The sequence below is a fragment of the Pseudoalteromonas sp. C12FD-1 genome (assembly GCF_037414265.1).
GTDB lineage: Bacteria > Pseudomonadota > Gammaproteobacteria > Enterobacterales > Alteromonadaceae > Pseudoalteromonas.
Window position 1 is genome coordinate 226,881 of record NZ_JBBEVD010000072.1, and the last position, 22,215, is coordinate 249,095.

Annotated in this window: 20 protein-coding genes; 13 read left to right on the plus strand and 7 right to left on the minus strand. The window is 41.1% G+C overall.

All coding sequences use genetic code 11. The features are described 5' to 3' along the window. Nucleotides 1-4 precede the first annotated feature (4 nt). The gene (locus WDB87_RS15475) at nucleotides 5-1,045 is read right to left on the minus strand and encodes a type IV pilus twitching motility protein PilT (RefSeq protein ID WP_004586840.1); all 1,041 of its coding nucleotides are present in this window, start codon (nucleotides 1,043-1,045) and stop codon (nucleotides 5-7) included. Nucleotides 1,046-1,047: 2 nt separating this feature from the next. Here WDB87_RS15475 and WDB87_RS15480 point away from each other — a divergent pair, with 2 nt between their 5' ends. The 8 genes from WDB87_RS15480 (at nucleotide 1,048) to WDB87_RS15515 (ending at nucleotide 8,069) form a co-directional block, all read left to right on the plus strand. Then, nucleotides 1,048-1,761, plus strand: coding sequence for a YggS family pyridoxal phosphate-dependent enzyme (locus tag WDB87_RS15480; RefSeq protein ID WP_286246130.1), 714 nt, complete (start codon nucleotides 1,048-1,050; stop codon nucleotides 1,759-1,761). Between the two features lie 17 nt (nucleotides 1,762-1,778). Next, nucleotides 1,779-2,600, plus strand: a complete 822-nt coding sequence (gene proC / locus WDB87_RS15485) for a pyrroline-5-carboxylate reductase (RefSeq protein WP_004586838.1) — start codon at nucleotides 1,779-1,781, stop codon at nucleotides 2,598-2,600. Between the two features lie 26 nt (nucleotides 2,601-2,626). Continuing rightward, nucleotides 2,627-3,160, plus strand: coding sequence for a YggT family protein (locus WDB87_RS15490; protein ID WP_004586837.1), 534 nt, complete (start codon nucleotides 2,627-2,629; stop codon nucleotides 3,158-3,160). A 56-nt stretch (nucleotides 3,161-3,216) separates the two neighbouring features. Then, nucleotides 3,217-3,660, plus strand: coding sequence for a DUF4426 domain-containing protein (locus WDB87_RS15495; RefSeq protein ID WP_337850336.1), 444 nt, complete (start codon nucleotides 3,217-3,219; stop codon nucleotides 3,658-3,660). A gap of 4 nt (nucleotides 3,661-3,664) precedes the next feature. After that, nucleotides 3,665-4,264: an XTP/dITP diphosphatase gene (locus tag WDB87_RS15500; protein ID WP_337850337.1), complete on the plus strand. Its 600-nt coding sequence runs from the start codon at nucleotides 3,665-3,667 to the stop codon at nucleotides 4,262-4,264. Then, nucleotides 4,261-5,397: a radical SAM family heme chaperone HemW gene (hemW, locus tag WDB87_RS15505; protein ID WP_286246127.1), complete on the plus strand. Its 1,137-nt coding sequence runs from the start codon at nucleotides 4,261-4,263 to the stop codon at nucleotides 5,395-5,397. The genes WDB87_RS15500 and hemW overlap by 4 nt, the downstream gene beginning before the upstream one ends. Before the next feature lie 87 nt (nucleotides 5,398-5,484). After that, nucleotides 5,485-7,317: a DUF885 domain-containing protein gene (locus WDB87_RS15510; protein ID WP_337850338.1), complete on the plus strand. Its 1,833-nt coding sequence runs from the start codon at nucleotides 5,485-5,487 to the stop codon at nucleotides 7,315-7,317. A gap of 83 nt (nucleotides 7,318-7,400) precedes the next feature. Next, a complete protein-coding gene (locus tag WDB87_RS15515; protein ID WP_337850339.1) occupies nucleotides 7,401-8,069 on the plus strand; it encodes a hypothetical protein in 669 nt (222 codons plus the stop codon). Here the strand turns inward: WDB87_RS15515 and WDB87_RS15520 are convergent. After that, the gene (locus WDB87_RS15520; RefSeq protein ID WP_337850340.1) at nucleotides 8,066-8,782 is read right to left on the minus strand and encodes an SIMPL domain-containing protein; all 717 of its coding nucleotides are present in this window, start codon (nucleotides 8,780-8,782) and stop codon (nucleotides 8,066-8,068) included. The genes WDB87_RS15515 and WDB87_RS15520 overlap by 4 nt on opposite strands. Before the next feature lie 114 nt (nucleotides 8,783-8,896). Between WDB87_RS15520 and WDB87_RS15525 the strand changes: the two genes are divergently transcribed. After that, nucleotides 8,897-11,566: a bifunctional acetate--CoA ligase family protein/GNAT family N-acetyltransferase gene (locus tag WDB87_RS15525; RefSeq protein ID WP_337850341.1), complete on the plus strand. Its 2,670-nt coding sequence runs from the start codon at nucleotides 8,897-8,899 to the stop codon at nucleotides 11,564-11,566. 23 nt (nucleotides 11,567-11,589) lie between these two features. Beyond that, nucleotides 11,590-12,513: an ion transporter gene (locus tag WDB87_RS15530; protein ID WP_337850342.1), complete on the plus strand. Its 924-nt coding sequence runs from the start codon at nucleotides 11,590-11,592 to the stop codon at nucleotides 12,511-12,513. Nucleotides 12,514-12,518: 5 nt separating this feature from the next. On the opposite strand, the gene WDB87_RS15535 is transcribed toward WDB87_RS15530, so the two are convergent. From WDB87_RS15535 to WDB87_RS15545, 3 genes are read right to left on the minus strand one after another with little or no spacing between them, the layout of a single operon-like run. Continuing rightward, nucleotides 12,519-17,027, minus strand: coding sequence for an EAL domain-containing protein (locus WDB87_RS15535; RefSeq protein WP_337850343.1), 4,509 nt, complete (start codon nucleotides 17,025-17,027; stop codon nucleotides 12,519-12,521). Nucleotides 17,028-17,047: 20 nt separating this feature from the next. After that, nucleotides 17,048-17,449, minus strand: a complete 402-nt coding sequence (locus WDB87_RS15540; RefSeq protein ID WP_286246120.1) for a GNAT family N-acetyltransferase — start codon at nucleotides 17,447-17,449, stop codon at nucleotides 17,048-17,050. A 3-nt stretch (nucleotides 17,450-17,452) separates the two neighbouring features. Beyond that, complete coding sequence (locus WDB87_RS15545; protein ID WP_286246119.1) at nucleotides 17,453-17,656, minus strand: DUF3283 family protein; 204 nt, start codon at nucleotides 17,654-17,656, stop codon at nucleotides 17,453-17,455. 156 nt (nucleotides 17,657-17,812) lie between these two features. Between WDB87_RS15545 and WDB87_RS15550 the strand changes: the two genes are divergently transcribed. After that, nucleotides 17,813-18,511 (plus strand): substrate-binding periplasmic protein, encoded by a 699-nt coding sequence (locus WDB87_RS15550; protein WP_337850344.1) that lies wholly within the window; start codon nucleotides 17,813-17,815, stop codon nucleotides 18,509-18,511. A gap of 15 nt (nucleotides 18,512-18,526) precedes the next feature. On the opposite strand, the gene WDB87_RS15555 is transcribed toward WDB87_RS15550, so the two are convergent. After that, nucleotides 18,527-18,772, minus strand: coding sequence for a DUF1289 domain-containing protein (locus WDB87_RS15555; RefSeq protein ID WP_337850345.1), 246 nt, complete (start codon nucleotides 18,770-18,772; stop codon nucleotides 18,527-18,529). Nucleotides 18,773-18,872: 100 nt separating this feature from the next. Continuing rightward, entirely contained in the window at nucleotides 18,873-20,012 is a 1,140-nt protein-coding gene (locus WDB87_RS15560) for a 1-acyl-sn-glycerol-3-phosphate acyltransferase (RefSeq protein WP_337850346.1), read from the minus strand. Between the two features lie 429 nt (nucleotides 20,013-20,441). On the opposite strand from WDB87_RS15560, the gene WDB87_RS15565 reads away from it, so the two are divergent. Together WDB87_RS15565 and WDB87_RS15570 are read left to right on the plus strand one after the other, a co-directional pair. Further along, on the plus strand, nucleotides 20,442-21,386 hold the full coding sequence (locus WDB87_RS15565; RefSeq protein WP_286246115.1) for a D-2-hydroxyacid dehydrogenase: 945 nt from the start codon (nucleotides 20,442-20,444) through the stop codon (nucleotides 21,384-21,386). A 418-nt stretch (nucleotides 21,387-21,804) separates the two neighbouring features. After that, nucleotides 21,805-22,185: a DUF3192 domain-containing protein gene (locus WDB87_RS15570; protein WP_286246114.1), complete on the plus strand. Its 381-nt coding sequence runs from the start codon at nucleotides 21,805-21,807 to the stop codon at nucleotides 22,183-22,185. Nucleotides 22,186-22,215: the final 30 nt, after the last annotated feature.

Here is a 22,215-nt window from a genome sequence, read left to right on the forward strand (position 1 = left end):
GTCCTTAGCCACCAAACTGGGTTTTATCTTGGGCTTTTTCTTTTGCGGCTGCGGTTGTCACAATGCCGTGATTAACTAAATTGTTTAAACATTGATCCATGGTTTGCATACCGTGTGATGCACCCGTTTGAATAGACGAATACATTTGTGCAATTTTATCTTCACGTATTAAGTTACGAATCGCCGGCACACCAATCATAATTTCGTGCGCGGCCACTCGTCCACCGCCAATTTTTTTAAGCAGTGTTTGCGAAATAACGGCACGTAACGACTCAGAAAGCATTGAGCGCACCATATCTTTTTCTTCACCTGGGAATACATCAATAATACGGTCAATGGTTTTTGGTGCCGAGGTGGTGTGTAGCGTACCAAACACTAAGTGACCGGTTTCAGCGGCGGTCATCGCAAGGCGAATGGTTTCTAAGTCACGTAGCTCACCGACAAGTATTACATCGGGGTCTTCACGCAGCGCGCTGCGCAATGCATTAGAAAAGCTGTGCGTATCTCGGTGCACTTCACGTTGGTTAATAAGGCTGAGTTTATTATCGTGAACAAATTCGATAGGATCTTCAATGGTGAGGATATGGTGATGTTTTGTTTGATTTATATAATCGACCATAGCCGCAAGTGTTGTTGATTTACCTGAACCCGTTGGGCCGGTAACCAATACTAAACCACGCGGGTTATCGGATATTGTTTTAAAAATATCTGGCGCACCTAAATCCTCAAGCGTCAGTACATCGCTTGGGATGGTACGAAACACCGCTGCAGGGCCGCGGTTTGAGTTAAATGCGTTAACACGAAAACGCGCAAGGTTAGGCACTTCAAACGAAAAATCCACTTCTAGGTTTTGTTCGTAGTCCTTGCGCTGATTATCGTTCATAATGTCGTAAACAAGGCTGTTTACGTCTTTGTCTGCAAGTGCAGGTATATTAATGCGGCGAACATCACCATCTACGCGTATCATAGGTGAAACACCTGACGATAAGTGTAAATCAGATGCTTTGTGTTGCACACTAAACGCTAATAATTCGGTAATATCCATTTATGACTCCACAACTAACTGATAAATATATGGTTACAATAGCAGAACGACTCACATCCGCCTACGCTAGAATTGCCAGCGCGGCAAATAATGCCAAGCGTAGTAGTAACGAAATTACACTACTGGCGGTATCTAAAACAAAGCCTAGCGACGACATTATTGCCGCTTACGAGCATGGCCAACGCCAATTTGGTGAGTCATATGTTCAAGAGGCTGTAGATAAAATAGCTCAACTAAACACATTTAGCGATATCATTTGGCATTTCATTGGCCCAATTCAATCAAATAAAAGCGCCCTTGTTGCCGCTAATTTTGACTGGGTACAAAGCGTAGATAGAGTAAAAATAGCTAAGCGTTTAAACACTCAGCGCCCCGCTGATAAACCCCCTTTAAACGTGCTTATTCAGGTAAATATAAGCGCCGAGGAGGCTAAGTCGGGCTGTAGCATTGAGCAAATACCCGAGCTAGCTGAGTTTATTGACCAATGTGAGCAACTCACTTTGCGTGGTTTAATGGCTATTCCTGCTAAAAGCGACGACCTGAGTGAGCAAAGTCAATCTTTTGAGCAATTACAAACTTGCTTTGATAAACTAAAGGCCCAATATCCTCATATAGATACGTTGTCGATGGGGATGAGCAATGATGTTGAAGCTGCTATTAGCGCAGGTTCAACCATGGTGAGGATCGGCACAGATATTTTTGGAACTCGAACTTAAAAGGTGATAACAGACATATGTCAGATAAAACAATCGCATTTATAGGCACAGGTAACATGAGCTACGCCATTATTGGTGGCATGGTAAAAAACGGTTTTAATGCAAACAACATTATTGCGACAAACCGCAACCAAGAAAAGCTTGCCAAGGTAGCAGACGATTTCAAGGTGAAAACCACCAGCGACAATAACGAAGCCTTACGCGATGCTGATGTCATTGTATTGTCTGTTAAACCACAAATGATGGGCGATTTATGTAAATCGTTTCAGGAATCGGGTATCGACTTTAGTGATAAACTGTTTATCTCGGTAGCGGCTGGCTTAACCGTTAAACGTTTACGCGAAATGCTTGGCCAAAACGTTAAAATGGTACGTTGTATGCCAAACACGCCATCACTACTTGGCCGTGGTGTATCGGGTTTATTTGGCGCAGATGAAACAGCCGAGGAGCACGACTTTGTACAACAAGTGTTTGAGTGCACTGGTATTGTTGTTTGGGTTGAGCAAGAGTCGCAAATTAACGATGTCATTGCAGTAACCGGCTCATCGCCAGCTTACTTTTTCTTATTTATGGAAGCAATTGAAGAAAAAGCGAAAGCACTTGGCTTTAACGATGAAGATGCGCGTCGCTTAGTACAGCAAACTGCGCTGGGTGCAGCCGAAATGGCCCTTAGCCAACCAGAGATAAGCATTTCGCAATTACGCGCTAATGTAACCTCTAAAGGCGGTACTACACATGCCGCAGTTGAACATTTAAAAGGCGAAGGCCTAGTGCAAACAGTTAGCGATGCAATGGATGCGTGTATTGCGCGTGCGATGCAAATGGAAAAAGAACTTTAAAACTACTTTTTATTGAAGGTTACACTATGAATGCCATGCAATTTTTGATCAGTACCCTGTTTGATTTGTTTTTAATGGTGGTACTACTGCGTTTTTGGCTGCAGTGGGCAAAAGCCGACTTTTACAACCCAATGAGCCAATTTGTGGTTAAAGCAACGTCGTTTGCAGTTAACCCATTGCGTAAAATTATACCTGGCCTAGGAGGGCTTGATTTAGCCTCGCTATTGCTGGCATTTATTGTAGCCGTTGCCAAAATTAGTACTTTAATGCTGGTAATATACGGCGCATGGGCTGCGCAACCTGTGTTTATACAAGCACTTATTACCGTACTTAAAGAAGGCTTAAACCTTGTATTTTGGGTATTGATTATTCGCGCTATTTTAAGCTGGGTAAGTCAAGGTTATAACCCAATAGAAGCGGTTTTCCATCAGCTTACTGAGCCAATGCTCAAGCCACTTCGTAAAATTATTCCACCAATGGGTGGCTTAGATTTATCGGTGCTTGTACTAATTATCGGTATTCAATTTTTACAAATGCTGCTAATGGACTTTTTAGCCTAAATTTTTGTTATAAGCAAAAGAGGCCCTTTGGCCTCTTTTTTATATAGGACACCACAATGAACCGTTTAATTAAATTTTGCTTTATTAGTTTTTTAGCCTTTGCCTTTAACGCCCACAGTGAAGACATGCAAGGCGCACAGTACAAAGAGCTGGGCCCTTGGCAAGTGCATTATATTGCTTTTCCATCTACTTTTATTCAGCCACAAATAGCAAAAACCTATGGCCTGGAGCGTAGTGGCTATAAAGGCATTGTTAATATTTCAGTACTAAAAAATAACAGCGATAAAACCGCGCAAACTGTAAAACTAAGCGGCATAGCAAAAAATCTACTTGGTAATAAACAAACCCTTACTTTTAAAGAAGTAAAAGAAGGTGACTCAATTTACTACCTTGCACAAGTAAACTATACCAACGAAGAGATTTTACGTTTTGAAATTGAAATACAGCAAAGTAATCAATTTCAAAAATTACAATTTCAGCAAAAATTTTACGTAGATTAAAAACATGACTAAAACATTAGTGCTTGCCACAGGCAATCCAGGTAAAGTTAACGAGCTGGCCAATATGCTCAGCCCATTGAGCATAAACGTCGTTCCGCAAAGCGATTTTAACGTAGGCGAAGTAGCCGAAACCGGCACCACCTTTGTAGAAAATGCGATAATTAAAGCCCGCCATGCAGCCAAAATTACCGGCATGCCAGCTATTGCAGATGACTCAGGTTTAGAAGTAGATGGCTTAAATGGCGCACCAGGGGTGTACTCTGCACGGTTTGCCGGTGAAAACGCAAGCGATCAAGACAATATAGATAAGCTGCTTAATGATTTAGGTAACAACCCTAACCGTAAAGCGCGTTTTTGGTGTGTATTAGTATTAATGCGCCACGCCGATGACCCTACCCCGCTTATTTGCAGCGCAAGTTGGGAGGGAGAAATTACACAAACCCAAAATGGCGAAGGTGGCTTTGGTTACGATCCGGTATTTTTTGTTGCTGAGCAAAACTGTACCAGCGCCGAGCTCACCAAAGAGCAAAAAAATGCAGTGAGCCATCGCGGCCAAGCACTTAAAAAATTACTACTAGAGCTACAAAGCAAAGGCGGCCTGTGAACCTTCCACCACTGAGCTTATATGTGCACGTACCTTGGTGCGTGCAAAAATGCCCCTATTGCGATTTTAATAGCCATGGGCAAAAAGGCGACATTCCTGAAGCTGAATATGTTCAGCATTTAATTGACGACTTAAAAGCCGATTTGCACTTGGTGCAAGGGCGTAAAATTCACAGCATTTTTATTGGCGGCGGTACACCAAGCTTATTAACGGGTGATGCTTATACCCGCTTATTAAATGAAGTTAATAACCTAATTGGCCTTAGTGATAACTGCGAAATAACCCTTGAGGCAAACCCTGGAACCGTAGAAACCGGACGTTTTAAAGAGTATGTAAAAGCAGGTATTAACCGTATTTCTATTGGCGTGCAAAGCATGCAAAACGACAAGTTAAAAGCGCTTGGCCGTATTCATGGCGCCGATGAAGCGCACTACGCTGCAGAGCAAGCTAAGCAAGCCGGGCTAAACAGTTTTAATCTAGATTTAATGCATGGCTTACCTGGGCAAAGCCTTGACGATGCCCTGAGCGATTTAAAAAAAATAATAGCTTTAAACCCGCCACATATATCTTGGTATCAGCTCACTATTGAGCCAAATACACAGTTTGCTTCAAAACCACCAACTTTGCCACAAGATGAAACCCTATGGGATATTCAAGAACAAGGCCAAGCGCTGCTTGCCCAAGCCGGTTACTTACAATACGAAATATCTGGCTATGCAAAGCCAGGCTTTCAATGCCAACATAACTTGAATTATTGGCGTTTTGGCGATTATCTCGGTATTGGCTGTGGCGCTCATGGTAAGGTTACTGATGCAAAAACAGGCATTATTACTCGTACTGAAAAAATTAAGCATCCGCGTGGTTACATGGATATGCTTAAGCCGTACTTGTATAAAAGCTGGCAAGTAGAGCAAGAAGATTTAGCCTTTGAATTTTTTATGAATCGTTTTCGCTTAGTAGAGCCTTGCCCAATCAAAGATTTCAGTGCGCTGACTAGTCAGCCGCTACAAAGCCAGCAAGCGGCTTTAACAAAAGCGATAGACGCAGGATTATTAATACAAGAAAACGGCCACTGGCAAGTAAGCCTTAAAGGGCATCGTTTTTTAAATGACCTGCTAGAATTGTTCGTGTAGTGGTTTTAACCACGCGCGATAAACATAAAATACAAGCAAATAAATATAATACACCCTAATGGGTTTCTAACAACAAAAGGGAAAACAATGCGTAAACTTACCTTTATTGCAGCGGCCGTGAGCGTTGCTATTTTAGCCGGCTGCCAGCAGGCACCACAACAAACAACCCCAGCGCCTGCAGTTCAAGCGCAACCTGTGCAAAGCGAAATCGACAAAGCTAATGCGTTTTTTGAAGATACCTTTAACCGCGATGTAATGAACAGCCCGGTTTACCAAACTTACATGGGTATTAAAAAAGATTACGATAAATGGGATGATGGCAGCGAAGAACAAAAACTAAAAGACTTAGCACAAGCTAAAGAAGATTTAGTCACTCTAAATGCTATCAATCGCGACCTACTCGATGATGCAACAAAAGTAAGCTACGACTTAAAAAAACAAGATTTAGAAAGCTCAATTGCTGATTTTAAATGGCGTTACCATAATTACCCAGTTAACCAAATGTTTGGTACACACTCTATGGTACCTGCATTTTTAATTAACCAGCACTCAATTAGTAACGTTAAAGAAGCAAAAGACTATATTGCACGTTTAAACGGTGTACCTACAGTATTTGACCAGCTAATTACTGATTTAGAAACCCGTGCAGATAAGGGGATTATTGCGCCTAAATTTGTGTTCCCACATGTAATTGATTCGAGCAAAAACATCATTCATGGCGCGCCATTTGAAAAAGGTGAAGACTCAACGCTATTAGCCGACTTTAAACGTAAAGTAAGCGCCCTTGAAATTAGCCAAGATGAAAAAGACGCCTTAATTGGCGATGCAACTGATGCATTAAAATCAGCAGTTAAGCCTTCTTACTCTAAGTTAATTAATTACTTAGCACAGCTTGAAAAACGTGCTGACAACCGCGATGGTGCATGGAAACTGCCTGACGGCGAAACGTTTTACAATAACGCACTTAAGCGCACCACAACAACTGACTTAACCGCTAAAGAAATTCATGCCATTGGCCTTGCTGAAGTAAAACGCATTCATGATGAAATGCGTGAAATTAAAGACAAAGTAGGCTTTAAAGGTGATTTAAAAGCGTTTATGCAGTTTATGAAAACGGATAAACAATTTTATTATGCCAATGACGAGCAAGGTAAGCAGCGTTATTTAGATGAAGCCACTGGCCTGATCAATACCATGAAAACTCGCCTAGATGAGCTATTTATTGTTAAGCCAAAGGCTGATCTTAAAGTTAAAGCCGTTGAAGCATTCCGCGAAAAAGCAGCAGGTAAAGCATTTTACCAACAACCTGCGCCAGATGGCTCACGCCCTGGTATTTACTACGCAAACCTTTACGACATGGAAGCAATGCCAACGTACCAAATGGAAGCATTAGCGTACCATGAGGGTATTCCGGGTCATCATATGCAAATTGCTATCTCTCAAGAGCTTGAAGGTGTACCTAAGTTCCGTAAGTTTGGTGGCTACACAGCATACATTGAAGGTTGGGGCTTATACTCAGAGTACATTCCTAAAGAAATGGGCCTGTATTCAGACCCTTACTCAGACTTTGGTCGCCTTTCTATGGAATTATGGCGTGCGTGTCGCTTAGTTGTTGATACGGGTATTCATGCAATGAAATGGACTCGCCAAGAGGGTATTGATTACTACGTAAATAATACGCCTAACGCAACATCTGACGGTGTTAAAATGGTTGAGCGTCACATTGTAATGCCATCGCAAGCGACAGCTTATAAAGTGGGTATGCTTAAGATACTAGAGCTGCGTGAAGATGCTAAAAAGCAACTTGGCGACAAATTTGATATTCGTCAATTCCACGACGTTATACTTAAAAACGGCCCTGTACCACTTAACGTACTAGAGAACTTTGTAAACGAGTGGGTAGCAAGTAAAAAAGCTTAATGCTTGGTTATAAATAGAAAAAGGTCGCTGATGCGGCCTTTTTTGTTTTATAGTAATAAAAACGCTCAAAGGTAGAGTTAAGAATGGATTTAAGCATACAGTTACTTAATGCGCGCATTGCAAAGCATCAGCTAGACGAGCTTGATAACGACTTTAAACAGTTAAGCCCTGCTCAGCAAACATTGCAGCTTAATCATTTATTTCAAAGTGCAGAGCGCATGAGTATTAAATACGACTTTATGCAAAATGTGGCAACACGGATATTAACAACTAACCCTCCACCTGCGCCATTTATAAACCAATTAACAACAACGGACTCATTAACATTTTTTACGCCCGCATTAAAAGCGAATAAAGGGTTTTTAGCACAAGATATGCAAGGCAATAATGTGCTGCACAGTGTATTTAAACACGCCCATGCTCAAAAGCTGCCTTTTAACTACGTGCGCTCATTAATGTTATTCGAGTCTAACGATGAGCTAGCAAAAGCCCTTGTACAAACCAATGCTCGCGGCCTTACCCCTGTTGCTTGTTACATTGCCTATGCCAAAAAGCCCACAACACCTGTTAAGCACGAATTTTCAGCGCTGCTAGCGCTTATGGAAATAGAGCAAAAACAAAACCCAACCGCCAAACAACAGTTGGTAAATACGTTAAAAGGCGCAAATATTAACGAAACCGATATTTTACTTAGTGCCGCTTACCTACAACGTTCAACAGCACACATTGCCCATTTAGTGAGATCGATTTAGTCACTTAAATAATATTCAACACTGGTGACTACCCTCACCTTTTTAATATGCGGGGTATTAGAATCGCGATTGCTAATACTAAATTGCCCTTGGCGAGCCGATTTTATTTTACCAAGCGTTGAGTTAGAGTCCTTAGCAAATTTATTGGCCACTTCTCGGGCTTTTTCTGTTGCCTCTTGCACCATTGCTGGTTTTATATCGTTCAGGCCCGTAAATAAATATTCAACTTTGGTTTCGTAACTATCCTGTACTATTGCAATCCCTTGCTTAGCGAGTTGGCTTACTTTGCTTAATGCGTTTTGTACTTTGTCAGGCGCGTTCGAATACACAATGATATTAGCGCGTACTAAATACCTAAATTTTTGATTATCATTACCATATTCACGGGCTTGCTTATCAATAATCGACTGGCTGCCGGTGCTTATTTCGTCATCATCAAAGCCATGTAGCTTTAAAAAGGCAATAACAGCATCATTTTTTTTCTCAACTCGACTAACCAGTTTTTCTAAGTTGTTGTCTGCATCACTGTATTGCAACGGCCAAATAACCGTATCAGCATTTACTTCACGCTCTGCTAAGCCTTTCACCTGCACACTACGTTCCATGCTTTTTACATCTACTGCAGCACTTTTAATAATAAAGCCTAATACAATTAAGCTTATACTTAGGCAAATTGCGGCTATAACGGTGTAAAAACCGGGTGTTTTATTCACAAAAAACTCCTTGATTGATATCAATAATAAGCATCTATGCGCTCGAAATAACACAGCAAACAGGGTACATTGAGACTATAAATAACGCAAAATATAATCAGCCAAGGATATGCCATGAGCTTAAAGCGCATTAGCCAATTTTTTAATCCGGCCTCGGTAGCCGTTATTGGCGCCTCGAATACCCCCACACGCGCGGGGTTTGTGGTTATGCGCAATTTATTACAAGGTGGGTTTAAAGGGCCTATTATGCCCGTCACCCCTACCCACAGTGCAGTGCACGGTGTACTTGCCTATCCAGATATTGCCGCGCTGCCCAAAGTGCCCGACTTAGCCGTTATTTGTACTAATAAAAAAACTTTATTGAGCATTATCGAGCAGCTAGGCCAACTTGGCTGTAAAAGTGCCATTGTAATTGCTGATGGGCTCTCATTAAGCCAAAAAGCGGCGTTAAAACGCGCTGCAAATACACATCACGTTACTTTGCTTGGGCCTAATTGTTTAGGATTGCTTATTCCGCATATTGGCTTAAATGCCAGCTTTTCTCACACAGTGGCTGCACCAGGAAAATTGGCATTCATATCGCAGTCCGCAGCGGTGTGTTCCACTATTTTAGATTGGGCTAAAAATAAAGAAATCGGCTTTTCGTATTTTGTTTCGGTCGGCGATTGTCTAGATATTGATTTTGACGAGCTGCTCGATTTTTTAGGCCGTGATGCTAAAACCAAAGCCATTTTGCTCTACATCGATAATATTGAAGATATTCGCGGGTTTATATCCGCAGCACGGGCAGCGGCATTTAGTAAGCCCGTTATTGCCATTAAAACGGGCAAAACCGGTGCAGGCGCATTAGCCGCAGAAATTCATACCGGTGGCAAACAAAGCTCAGATGCCGTGTACGATGCGCTTTTTCAGCGCGCTGGTATGCTGCGTGTGAGTGATTTGCGCGAACTTTTTGCGGCCACGCAAACGCTCGCTATCCACCCTAAATTATTAAAAGTTGAGCAGTTAACCATTTTAACCAATGGCGGTGGCCCAGGAGTTATGGCGGTCGATGAGCTTATTTTAAATTCGGGCAAGCTTGCCGAGCTCAGCGAGCAGACGCGATCAGCACTAAATAAAGTTATCCCACAGTCAGATACTACATCTAACCCTGTTGATATTTTTGGCGACTCTGCCCCTGCGCGCTACAAACAAGCGTTGGAGATTTTACTACGCGCCGAGGAAGTTAAAAACTTACTTATTATTCATACCCCTTCGGCACTTGCACCAAGCGAAGAATACGCCGATATGATAGTGCAAACCTTGCAAAAAATACCAAAAATGGCGCGCCCCTATGTAATGACCAACTTTATGGGGGAAGATGCGGCTTATGCAGCTAGACGTGTTTGCACTAACCATACTATTCCAACCTATCGTACTCCCGAGGGAGCCGTTGGTGCATTTATGCATTTGGTCAGCTATCGTCGTAATCAAAAGCATTTAACACAAACCCCCGAATCAAACACTGATGATGCAAAAATAAATAAATCAGCTGCCACCACACTAATTAACGAATTTTTAGAAGAAGAGCAAAGCTACCTACCCACTCATCAAGCAAGCCAAATTCTAAGTCATTATGATATTGAGTGTATTCAAACAGAAGTAGCCTACACACCTACAGAGGCGCGTGAGCAGGCAATTGAACTTGGCTTTCCGGTAGCGTTAAAGCTGATTAGCCCAAGTATTGCCTCAAAATCAGAAGTGGGGGGGGTGGTACTTAACTTAAACGATGCAAACGAGGTTGAGCAAACCGCATTTGCAATGCTGATCCGTATTAAAAACACCTATCCAGATGCGGTGATTGAAGGGTTTTCGCTGCAAAAAATGGCGCCGCGCGCCGGCGCTAATGAGCTTAGAATAGCCATTAAAACCGAGCCTAATTTTGGCCCTGTGATATTACTTGGAGAAGCAGGGAATGGGTTAGAGTATGCCCAAGCAGCCGTTGCTTTGCCGCCACTTAATATGAACTTAGCTAAATACCTTATTGCTGCAGCAAACGATAAAGGCGTATTAAAAGATCGTATTTTGCCAGAAAAAGTCGATAAATATCGCTTGTGCGCCCTGCTTACACGTATATCTCAACTTGTTGTCGATCAACCCGATATAAGTGCCATGGAGCTTAATCCTATTTTAGCCAGCAATGGGCAGTTTTTAGTACTTGATGCCACCATTAGTGTTAATCGTTATCAGGCTCGCAGCGATCGTAAACGTTTATGTATACGCCCTTACCCTATAGACCTTGTAGAAGAAGTAACCCTTAAAAATAATACGCGTGCTACATTAAGGCCTATTCGTCCAGAAGATGAAAAAGCCCACCAAGAGTTTGATCAATCACTCAATAAAGAAGATCGCTACAAACGCTTTTTTGGTGAGCTGCCTCAGTTTAACCACGATCAACTCGCAAAAATGACGCAAATAGATTACGACCGAGAAATGGCTTTTATTGTATGTCAGCGCTTTGAAGGTAAAAGCCGTACGTTAGGCGTGGCACGTGTAATTATGGACCCCGATAATTTACATGCTGAATTTGCCACCGTTGTTCGCTCTGACTATCAAGGTTTAGGACTTGGCACCATACTAATGAGCGCAGCCATAAACCATTGTAAACGCCAAGGCGTAGAAGTAGTTGAAGGTATAACTCTGCCCGAGAACACTGGCATGATAGAGCTTGCCCGTAAGTTAGGCTTTACCATTAGCCGTGATTTTGAAGAAGGCAGCATAAATATGGTGCTAAATTTAAAATAATGAATATAACCCTTAGGCAAAAAATGGCACGCCTTTTTGAAGGTACCGGCGATTATCGCAAAGCGGGGCATAGGCTTGATATAGCGCTTATTAGTTTAATCATGATCAATGTGATTGCCATTGTATTAGAGTCGGTCCCAAGCATTAATGAACGCTACTACACGCAGTTTTTACTATTAGAAGTGATCTCGGTGGCTATTTTTAGCCTTGAATATCTTGCTAGGCTCTGGGCCTGTGTCGATAAAAGTAAATACGCAGCTATAAAAGGCTCAAATGCAAAGCGCCGCCTACATTATTTTTTATCACCTTTGGCTCTCATTGATTTAATAGCCATTTTGCCCAGCTTGCTAATGTTTGTGTTTCCGCTGGATTTGCGTTTTTTACGTGTATTAAGGCTACTAAGAGTATTTAAACTCACTCGTTACTCACGTGCAATGCAGTTGTTATTACAAGCATTTAAAGACGAAGCGAGTTCGTTATTAGCCGCATTTTTTATTATGTCGGTACTGCTAATACTTGCCTCCTGCGGTATTTATTTAATAGAGCACGATGTTCAGCCAGATAAGTTTGGCTCTATTCCTGCAGCTATGTGGTGGGCAATGGCGACCCTAACAACGGTCGGTTATGGTGATGTTGTACCGCTTACACCCCTTGGTAAACTATTTGGTGGCGTAGTCACTTTAGTGAGCATGGGAATGGTGGCTATTCCAACAGGCTTGCTTGCTTCCAGTTTTTCGGAGCAAATACGTAAACGCCGGCAATTTTTTGAAGATGCCGTACACGAGCAAATCCATGACGGCTATTTAGATGACTCACAGCGTTTGCACTTAGAGGAGCTGCGCTACAAACTAGGTTTAAGTGTGCTTGAGGCCAATAAAGCAATTAAAACGCAGCTTAATCAACGCAACAGCCATTTATTTTGCCGCCACTGTGGAAAGCGCCCATAGTCATATTATTGAGTGTTAAATAAGGCGGCCCAATCTTGTTTGATCAGTGTGGGCACAGCTTCTATAGGTACTGGCTTACTAAATAAATACCCCTGAAAATGCTTACACCCTAGCTGCTTTAAAAACTGCAACTGTTGTTTGTTTTCAATGCCCTCAGCCACACACTCTTTACCTAAGCTATGAGCTAAGGTAAGCGTTGATTGAATAATGGCTTCATCATCCGTGTCCACGCCAATATCTTGCACAAAGCTTCTATCTATTTTTAGTACATCGATAGGGAAGCGCTTTAAATACGTTAACGAAGCATAGCCTGTTCCAAAGTCATCCATGTACAGTTTACAGCCAAGCTTTTTCAGCATTTCCATACTGTGCAGCGCATGTTTAGAGTCGCGCATTAAAATAGACTCGGTGATTTCAAACACGATGGCTTCTGAGGGCACATTAGCGTGGCTCAGCGCTTTATGTATGTCGGTTACAAGCTCTTCGTATTCAAAATCAAGTGCAGAGAGGTTTATCGACAAGTACAGCTGAGGCGAAATCTCGCGCCATTGTTTAAGCTCTTGCAACGCTCGGGCAAGGGTTTGTAGCATAATTTTTGTAATTAACCCTATGCTCTCAGCCGCTAAAGAAAACTCTTGTGTAGGCACTAACGTGTTTTCTGGCCAGCGCAACAACACTTCAAAACCTTCAGTTTGTTGAGTGTGCGCATTCACTATAGGTTGGTAGTAATTGCAAAATTCTTGCTCTTGATACGCCTTAGTTAACAAAGACTCTAAATGCAAAGCTTTTTGTACATGCTGGTTCATCTCCTGCTTATAAAACTTATAACTGCTTTCGAGGGACTCTTTTGCATGGTACAAGGCTATACTGGCAGCTTTTAACAACGCAGCATGATCTGCGGCGTCATCAGGTGCTATTGCTACGCCAATGCTTACATTAACGTTTATCACCTGGCCATTAAATTCCATGTTTTGGCTTACAGAATCTATTAATTTAGAGCAAATAAGTAAAACTTCTTCAATTTGTTGTACATCTTCAACCAGCACCACAAATTCATCGCCACCAAAGCGCGCAACACTTGCCGAGGGCCGCAAAGAGCGTTTAATACGTTTAGCCACTTGCTTTATTAGTTCATCAGACACTTCTCGGCCAAATGAGTCGTTAAAGTATTTAAAACGCTTAATATTTAAATGCAGCAGGGCCACTTTACATTGATGATTTTGTGCTTGTTCAATAGCATGCTCAACTCTATCGTTAAACAGCATACGGTTAGGCAAGCCAGTTAATGAGTCATAGTTGGCTAAAATATGAAGCTCATTTTCAGCCAATTTTTGCGCATGAATGTCGGTTAAAATAATAACGTAACTGCTTAAGCGCTGCTCAGTGTCGGCCACTGCGCTTATTTTTACTAACACATGGCGCTGCTCACCACTGGCTAAGGTGACTAAGTCTTCACAGGAAAAATGCTCACCCACATTCAGCTTTTGCATTATCCGTAAATAATCAAAGCGATTACTTCGCGATATGCCTAAATTAAGGGCGCGGCTGGAGCGTGGTTCACTAGGAAAGTTAAAGGCCGTTTGCAACGATTTGTTAGAGGCGCGAACCGTAAAGTTTTTATCAAGAATAAATACCCAATCGCGGGTTTGCTCAAACGCAGCGGTAAATAAACGAGCATGTTCTTCAAACACCATTTCGCGGGTCATATTGGTGTAAGTACCCGCTACTTTTTTAGGAAGTTGTCCGCTCCATTCCACCACTTTGCCAAAGTCTTTATACCAACGCCAATAGCCTTTGGCATGGCGTAAACGATACGTACAATTAAAGTAGCCTTTATCGGTTGATAAAAACTCTAACCATTCTAATCTGAAAAGCGCTTTATCTTGCGGGTGAATTTTAGCTAGGTAATCATCTAAACTCACACTTTCTTGATCATACCCAAGCTCATTACATAGGCGCGGTTGGTAAATACTACTCGATGTAGACTGCCAATCCCACATACCCGACTCACTACCCTCTAAGGCTAGTTTTAATCGCGCTTCACTGTCTTTACTTTCTTTATTTGCGGCCAGTAATATGCGCTGAATTTTGTTGCGGCGCATTACCCAAAAAGCAATAAATGCGATAAACAAAACGCCATAAAGCACCATAAAGTAAGGCGCTCGCCACAGTGGATACTTAACCCGAATTTTTAGCACTGCAGGCGGTGTGTACTTGCCGGTTAACGGATCTTTAGCCCATACTTTGAGCTGATAATTACCTGGGTTTAACTTAGGGAATAACACCCGATTATTATTACGGGTATAGGTTTTTTGGCCGTTATCAAGCTGGTACTCATAAATTATGCGCTCTTGATAGCTAAACGCCATCGCCGAAAATGCGACCTCTAAACCTATATCATCATGATTGAGCACGATTTCATTTAACGGCTGTTTTAAATCGATGGATAAGTCGCGCGACATTAAATCAACCCGGGTTATATTTACATGGTCAATTAATGAATGATAATTTTGATTTTCCATTGGGTGAAAATATGTAACGCCCTTTAAGCTGCCATAGGCAATTCGGCCATCACGTAAGTGGGCCATGGCACTGCTGTTAAATTCAGCCGAAAGTAGCCCCTCAGATGTAGTAAACTGCTGAAAATGAAGTGTTTCTGGGTTTAGCCGCCATATACCTTTATGGCTACTCATCCAAATCATGCCATCATCATCCAGCACCATGTTGTAAAGTAAGGTACCTAGCTTATTTTTTTCTAAATCAATGGTGTGTACTAACTTGTAACTGGCTGCATCAAGGCCTATCAACCCAAAATTAGAGAGCGATATCCATAAAATATTGTTGTTATCTACCACGTAAGAAAGCACATTAATAGCCACGTTATCGTGCTGCTTTGGCACTTTGTAAATGCTGTTTAATGCCAATGTGGTTGGGTTTACTTGGTATAAAATACCCGCGTTAAAAAACAGCGGCATATTAGGCTTAGTTGCCAATGCTGGCGAAAAGCCATGCGCCAAAAATGGCTCTATTGTGCTAAAAGCACCTTCTAATCGGGTGAGCTGCTGAGCATCAATATTATATACAAACATACCGTGATCTGAGTGCACATAATATAAGTCACCATTAGGCATTAAGGTTACGCCATGAACCCAGCCTTCTATGAAGGCTCTATTATTGGGGTTTGTTATTGTTGGTTCATTAATTTGGTGTGTTATGGGGTTAAACTCAAACAAGCCTCGGTTTGTATGTAACCAAAGCTTTTGTTTGTAAGGAATAATTTCGTAAACGCTAAATTCGGTAGTGAGTAAGTCGACTTTATAGTCTTTTAAGTAAACTTGGCTGGTGTTAGTGGCTAAATCAATTTCAGTTAAGCCATTGTGTGTTGCTAGCCATAGGCTGTTACCATACTCTGTAATACCCCAAACAGAAGGATGAGAAAGGCCATCGCCGCCCAGTTTACTGCCATCTATGTTGCTAAAGTGATAGGTATTATTCGACAGATAAAATGCACCATCGGTTTTAGTTGCGAGCCAATACCCGCCCGATTTATCTTTCACCATGTCTATCATACTGGTGTCAGATAAACTGTATTTACTTTGCGTAATACGGGTGTTTTTTACTAACTCTTTAGTATTTAAGTCAAACTCAAAAAGCCCCTTATTAGTCGCCAGATCTAGCTTTTCACCTTCGTTGATGATGCGCCACACATTTAAATCGGCAATAACAGCTTGGTTTTTAAACGCCAAGTCGGGGCGCTCAAACATGCCAGGCAAGTCGCTAATATCAACCTGATACAAGCCCTTTACAGTGCCGACTAACAACTGATTATTTTCAATTACCGAAAACGATTTAACGTTGTTTTGATAAATATGCTCAGCTTTGCTTTTTAAATGTTGCAGCTCTCTAATTTGCTCAGAGGCAATATCAAACACAAACGCACCATGGCTAGTGCCGATAAAAATATACCCATTGTAATGAAAAAGCTCTCTTACTAAGGTATTTTCGTATTCTTTAGGTAGCTCAAATAAGCTGGTTATTTTACCTGTTTCAATATCTAATTTAGCAAAGTCGCGACCACGTCCAATCCATAAAGTTTTGTCATCAACCGCTGCCATACTAAATACCGACTGGCTTAAAATTTGTTTTTCGCTGGTAGGCTGAGAAATAAATTGCTGGTAGGTATCGGTACTTGGGTCGTATTTAAATAAGCCGGCTAGTAACGATGCTATCCAAATATTGCCTGCGGGGTCTTGGTAAATACAATCAATTATGGCTTCTTCAAGCTCGCCATTAGGGCCATTAATTGCAACTACTTGGTAACCATCATAGCGGTTTAATCCCCCTTCAGTTGAGAGCCATAGGTAACCGTTATTATCAAGCAGCATCGTGTTCACATAGCTTTGCGAGAGGCCTTCACTAGGAGATAAACGCTTAACTTGTGCGCCAACTTGGCAACTAAATATAGCGATTAAAGCTATAAAGCAACTAATGATCCAATGAACGCCTTTACTCATGGCTTGATCCGTTGTTTTTGTTATAGGTATTCGAGTGCAACTATATTTCGATGCGTGTATATATCAAAAAGTGCTTTTAAACCAGGAGTATATGTTAATATCTGGTTAAAACCAAGACTCGTATATAAAGCTGTAATATTTTTATAAGCAAAGGTGTAAAGCGGTTTAGTTTGCTGTTTTATAGCGGCGCCTAAAAGTTGCTTTGCCAGCCCTTTTTTACGGTGCTGCGGGTTAACAAACACGGTCGATAAAAATAAAAAATCGTGCTTACTTTGTATCCGGCACGCTGCAACTATCTGCATTTCGTTGTAAACAACCCAAACCTGATCTTGCTTATTAGCACGTCCTCTGACGCTATACAGTGCATAAAACTTATTAACTAAAGGAATCTTAAGTGTGTCTAACTTTTGTACTGTGTACATATATTAGCTTAGCATTAACGCCAAATACTGCTCAAACTGTTGCTTTAAATACGTTTGCTCTGCCACTGGACGGCTATGAATCGTGTTATACACCTGCTCACGTGTTTTTTTATTACGTTTAATTTGATAAGCCCAAAATGAGGCTTCGTAATCTAATTGAATTTGATATTTTTGCTCTCGGGGTAAAGCACATAAATTAAAACTCACAACCACTCCTAAGTACGGTTAGTTATCCGCATTTATTATACGTATATTCGAACCCATTTACTGTTTAAAAAGCAACAAATATGGGCAAAAACCAGACTATTTTGTTATTATTCGCTGCGTTCATTTTCACTATCCCCATTTTAAACGGAAGTAACCTTGCAGATACAGCTCAATGCTTTGTTTTTATTAGTCGTTTTATTTTTTAGTAAAATTGCACTCGCCAATCACAATAACGTTATATTTAACCGCCCTGCCGACTCAGCTCAAGCAAGCTATGCGCTCGCTTTACTCACGTTGGCCTATAAAGAACTTAATTATGAAGTACACATAATTGATTTTAATCGCCAAAATGCGCTATTAGCGGCTAATAACGGAGTGTTAGATGGGCAACTTGGGCGCGATATAAGCATAGAAGCGAACAATAAAAACCTGATCAGAATTAACTACCCTCTGTTTGACTATAAGCTTTTACTGTTTAAAAACTGCCAACCTACTACGCTTGATAAACTCGACAATGTTGCTGTTTTGTCAGGTTACCCGGTGCAACACCATTATTTAAACGAGCATAAGTTTAGCGGTAATATTATTGAGGTAAAAAATATTACAACCCAACTTAACCTACTAGCCCAGCATAAAGTTGATGGTGCAATTATGCTCGACTTTGTGCTTAAAGCCGATAACTTTTCTCTGCCAGAGACGTGTATGCAAACCCAGCTGCTAAGTACGTTTTCACTCTATCACTATGTACATAAAAAGCACGCAGCTTTGGTAAGTAAACTATTGAATACTTTGAATAAACTACACGATAACGGCACTAGCCGCGCATTGCGCGCAAAATACAATTTAAAACCCTAACAAGTACAACAAGGTTTAAAATTCAAAGCCTTGTTGTTTATTTAAAGTCCCTTGTGATTGCGCTGCTTGGCGCTTTTGTAAATACCGCTTGTAACGTTGCTGGCACAAGCTAAGTACTTTCTTTTTTTGCGCATTGGTTAACGCATTCCAATTAAAGCGCTCATCTCGGCTTCGGTAACAGCCTTTGCAATAGCCTCGGTTATTTACTTGGCAAATACTTTTACAGGGGCTTGGAATATCAAATATTTCAATTTGTTGCATTGCGCCCCCTAAGTAGATTAATTGCTTAGTATGAGTATAGCGTTATTTATGCACAAAAAAAAAGCAGCGTTTACGCTGCTTTTTACACCAAGGGAGCTGCCTAATGGCTTTCCTCGCATGCTTTGTTTGTGATTTCAGCTTTGCGTTGAAATGGCTTTGCATACATGGCTAAAACAAGTGGCTTTAGCTCATCTGGCACCAAGGCTAAACGCTGCTCAAAGGTGGCGGTATCGGGCTCATCTATTACTGCTTGCTTACAACCACCGGCAATGTAATTACCTGGGTGTAAGTAAAAAGACTCAACAATGTGCTTATCAATTGTTTGCGCCAACTCATCAGCATCATCACAGCCGCTTTCAACCGGCTCTCCAAAAGCTAAGTGTACGTGCCCTTTAGCAGAGCTAAATCCCTCAACAATACTTGCTATGTCTTCGCCTGCTGATTTAACGTACTCACCGTGCTGTTGCTTATGGTAAAGCTCTTTGGCTTTAGAAATAGCACAAGGCTCATACTGGTAAGAAATAGACACAGGGACAATTTTTAACTCTTTTATGTACTCGCCAAACTCTTTCTTTTGTTTTCGTCCGTTTAGTTGCAGCATTTTTAAAAGCGCCGGATCTGTTTGATCAAAACCGTCTTTTGCACGCCCCTCTTTTTGCGCAATCCAAATAGAATTTCCTGCTGTTAGCGAGTCATAAATATACGATGACAACTGCGTAAGTGCTTTAAGCATCTCTTTAGGTGCTTTGGCTGAACGCTTAACGATAAAGCTTTTATTTAAACGCATCAGCTCGGTTATATAGGGTATTTGCAATAAATTATCACCAATTGCTATACGCACCGTCTTCATTTTATGTTGATACAACCCCCAATTAACAAGTGCGGGGTCTAGTACTATGTCGCGGTGGTTAGATATAAATAAATACGCCTGCTGTGGATCAAGTTTATCTAATCCCGAAAAGGTAACTTTTGAGGTAGTGCGTTTTATAAGTTTATCTAAATACTCAGCCACTTCATTTTGTACATCTTCAACGCTTGTAAATTTACCCCATTTTTTTCGTAGCTGGCTTCTCACCACTGCGCGAGCTATAAAAGGCATAGCCGATATAAAGCGCGGTAAGTTGTACTTTGCTATTACATCTATAAACGCATTATCGTTAATTAAGCGTGCTAGCGAAGCCGCAACTTCATCGTCGTTGTAAGGTCTTATGTCTGCGTATTTATCTTCTAATTCACTCATTACTGCATCTACAATGTTAAAAAACGGCACGCAAAACGTACCGTTTATATATAATTTTGATTATAACTCAGCCACTCTTAAATAAGAAATAGCCATTTGGTTATGCTTATTTGCGAACCACTTTAGTCTATGACCACGCAAAAAGGGGTTGGTGCATTGTTTTTTAGTTTTATCAACGTTAATAAAGCTTGTTGACCTTTCAGAGGAAAGTGAGTTCAATCTCAAAAAATAAACAGGCCCCAAAGATATAGCCCGCTAAAATATCATGTTATTTATATTTGAGTGGGCAGACCAGCCAATTTAAACTTTTATCAGCAATCTGACTTTTTGCACTAATCATTTGGTAGTAATAGCATTAACAAAGGGATTTTTTCGTAGTACCTTAGCTCCTCTCGCAATTTTATTGTACGTATATTGATAGGACACACGATGAAAATCACTATTCTCGATAACGCCACTTTAGCTAAAACATCTTTAACCTGTATTGAAGAATTAGGTGAGCTAACCACCTATGAGCTCACATCACCAGAACAAGTTGTAAAACACAGCCAAGGCGCTGATGTGCTTATTACCAATAAGGTGGTATTAAATCGTGACACCATTAGCCAGCTTAAAACTCTCAAGCTTATTTGCGTAAGCGCAACAGGCACCAATAATGTTGACTTAAACGCTGCACAAGAGTTTGGCATTGCCGTTACCAACGTAGCAGGCTACTCAACCCCTTCGGTTGTACAACACACATTTTCATTAGTGACTAATTTATTAGGTAATACACATCGCTATCAGCGCGACTGCCAGCAAGGCGCTTGGCAAAAAAGCGACATGTTTTGCAGATTAGATTACAGCTTTAATGATTTACAAGGTAAAACATTTGCCATTATAGGTGGTGGTACGCTAGGTAATGGTGTGGCTGCAGTCGCGCAAGCATTTGGCGCAAATGTAGTGGTTGCAGAGCGAAAAGGCGCCCCTTGTAGAGAAGGCCGTACACCTTTTGAAGAGGTATTAAAAACCGCTGATATAATTAGCGTGCACTGCCCGCTTACTGATGAAACTCGTGATTTAATTTCGTTAGATGAGCTAAAAATGATGAAACCTAGCAGTATTATTATTAATACCGCCCGCGGTGGCATTATAAACGAGGCTGACCTAGTAACAGCTCTTGAACAAAATTTAATTGCTGGAGCAGGCGTTGATGTACTAACAAAAGAGCCGGCAGAGCAGACTAACCCACTGGCAAATTACACAGGCGAAAACTTGCTTCTTACACCACACATTGCATGGGCCAGCACAGAGTCAATCGTACGCTTAATTAATGAGGTGAGCTTAAATATAGCAGCCTTTACTAATAGTGAATCTCGTAACCGCTTGGTGTAACGTATTTTGGCTATTCTAAATTAACCAAGATTAGCCTAATCGTTAAAAAAACTAAAAAGTGGCTGTTTTTACTAATGATTTTTATAATTCATCATTTAAAAATAGCCATACAAACTTAACTGTTTGAATTTTATAGTTTTGTTATATTGGCCTATTACTTGCCTTTAATGAGTAAATAATTAAATTATACCAATCCACTTAATGAAGTGATCTATTTTGAGGACAGGTAAACGTGTTGATAGCTAGGCAAAAAATTCGCTATTTAGTTGTTCTCGGCAATTGCTCATGCATTGCTCTACCTTCTGCATCCATGCAGTCGTAAATGAGAATTTTTTAACGCAGATAGCAACACGTTTAGCTCCTAAAAATGATTAAGTATTATTGCGGATTGGTATTAAAACTCATCAAGGATTTAACAATGAAAAAATCACTTTTAGCTGCTGCACTTATCACTCCATTTTTAACCGGTTGTGTTATTGCCGTATCAGATGGCGAAGCAGAAACGCATTGGGCAGGTAACGACTCATCAAGCTGGCAACATCAGCATAAAAAAAACCGCGAAGCGATTGCAGATTTAACAATGGATAGCAGCTATCAATCTGTTTTAGCGCAACTAAAAACGCCGAGCTTTACCGAACTATTAAAAAAAGACGATGATGTTTACCAGGTACTGTTTTACATGACTCACAGTATTCACTCTGATGGCAAAACAACAAAAGATGAATGTACGCCATTAATATTTAAAAACGATAAATTGGTGGGTATTGGTGAAAGCGCACTGGGCATGATCACTAAATAGTAGCTCAGTAGCGTAAATTGCCCCGCTCTG

Excerpts from the sequence above, each read along its gene's own strand:
- WDB87_RS15515 (WP_337850339.1), top strand. The coding sequence starts at position 7,401 with ATGGATTTAAGCATACAGTTACTTAATGCGCGCATTGCAAAGCATCAG.
- WDB87_RS15570 (WP_286246114.1), top strand. The coding sequence starts at position 21,805 with ATGAAAAAATCACTTTTAGCTGCTGCACTTATCACTCCATTTTTAACC.
- WDB87_RS15475 (WP_004586840.1), bottom strand. The coding sequence starts at position 1,045 with ATGGATATTACCGAATTATTAGCGTTTAGTGTGCAACACAAAGCATCT.
- WDB87_RS15560 (WP_337850346.1), bottom strand. The coding sequence starts at position 20,012 with ATGAGTGAATTAGAAGATAAATACGCAGACATAAGACCTTACAACGAC.
- WDB87_RS15555 (WP_337850345.1), bottom strand. The coding sequence starts at position 18,772 with ATGCAACAAATTGAAATATTTGATATTCCAAGCCCCTGTAAAAGTATT.
- WDB87_RS15525 (WP_337850341.1), top strand. The coding sequence starts at position 8,897 with ATGAGCTTAAAGCGCATTAGCCAATTTTTTAATCCGGCCTCGGTAGCC.
- WDB87_RS15490 (WP_004586837.1), top strand. The coding sequence starts at position 2,627 with ATGAATGCCATGCAATTTTTGATCAGTACCCTGTTTGATTTGTTTTTA.
- WDB87_RS15535 (WP_337850343.1), bottom strand. The coding sequence starts at position 17,027 with ATGAGTAAAGGCGTTCATTGGATCATTAGTTGCTTTATAGCTTTAATC.
- WDB87_RS15510 (WP_337850338.1), top strand. The coding sequence starts at position 5,485 with ATGCGTAAACTTACCTTTATTGCAGCGGCCGTGAGCGTTGCTATTTTA.
- WDB87_RS15500 (WP_337850337.1), top strand. The coding sequence starts at position 3,665 with ATGACTAAAACATTAGTGCTTGCCACAGGCAATCCAGGTAAAGTTAAC.
- proC (WP_004586838.1), top strand. The coding sequence starts at position 1,779 with ATGTCAGATAAAACAATCGCATTTATAGGCACAGGTAACATGAGCTAC.
- WDB87_RS15530 (WP_337850342.1), top strand. The coding sequence starts at position 11,590 with ATGGCACGCCTTTTTGAAGGTACCGGCGATTATCGCAAAGCGGGGCAT.
- WDB87_RS15480 (WP_286246130.1), top strand. The coding sequence starts at position 1,048 with ATGACTCCACAACTAACTGATAAATATATGGTTACAATAGCAGAACGA.
- WDB87_RS15565 (WP_286246115.1), top strand. The coding sequence starts at position 20,442 with ATGAAAATCACTATTCTCGATAACGCCACTTTAGCTAAAACATCTTTA.
- WDB87_RS15540 (WP_286246120.1), bottom strand. The coding sequence starts at position 17,449 with ATGTACACAGTACAAAAGTTAGACACACTTAAGATTCCTTTAGTTAAT.
- WDB87_RS15495 (WP_337850336.1), top strand. The coding sequence starts at position 3,217 with ATGAACCGTTTAATTAAATTTTGCTTTATTAGTTTTTTAGCCTTTGCC.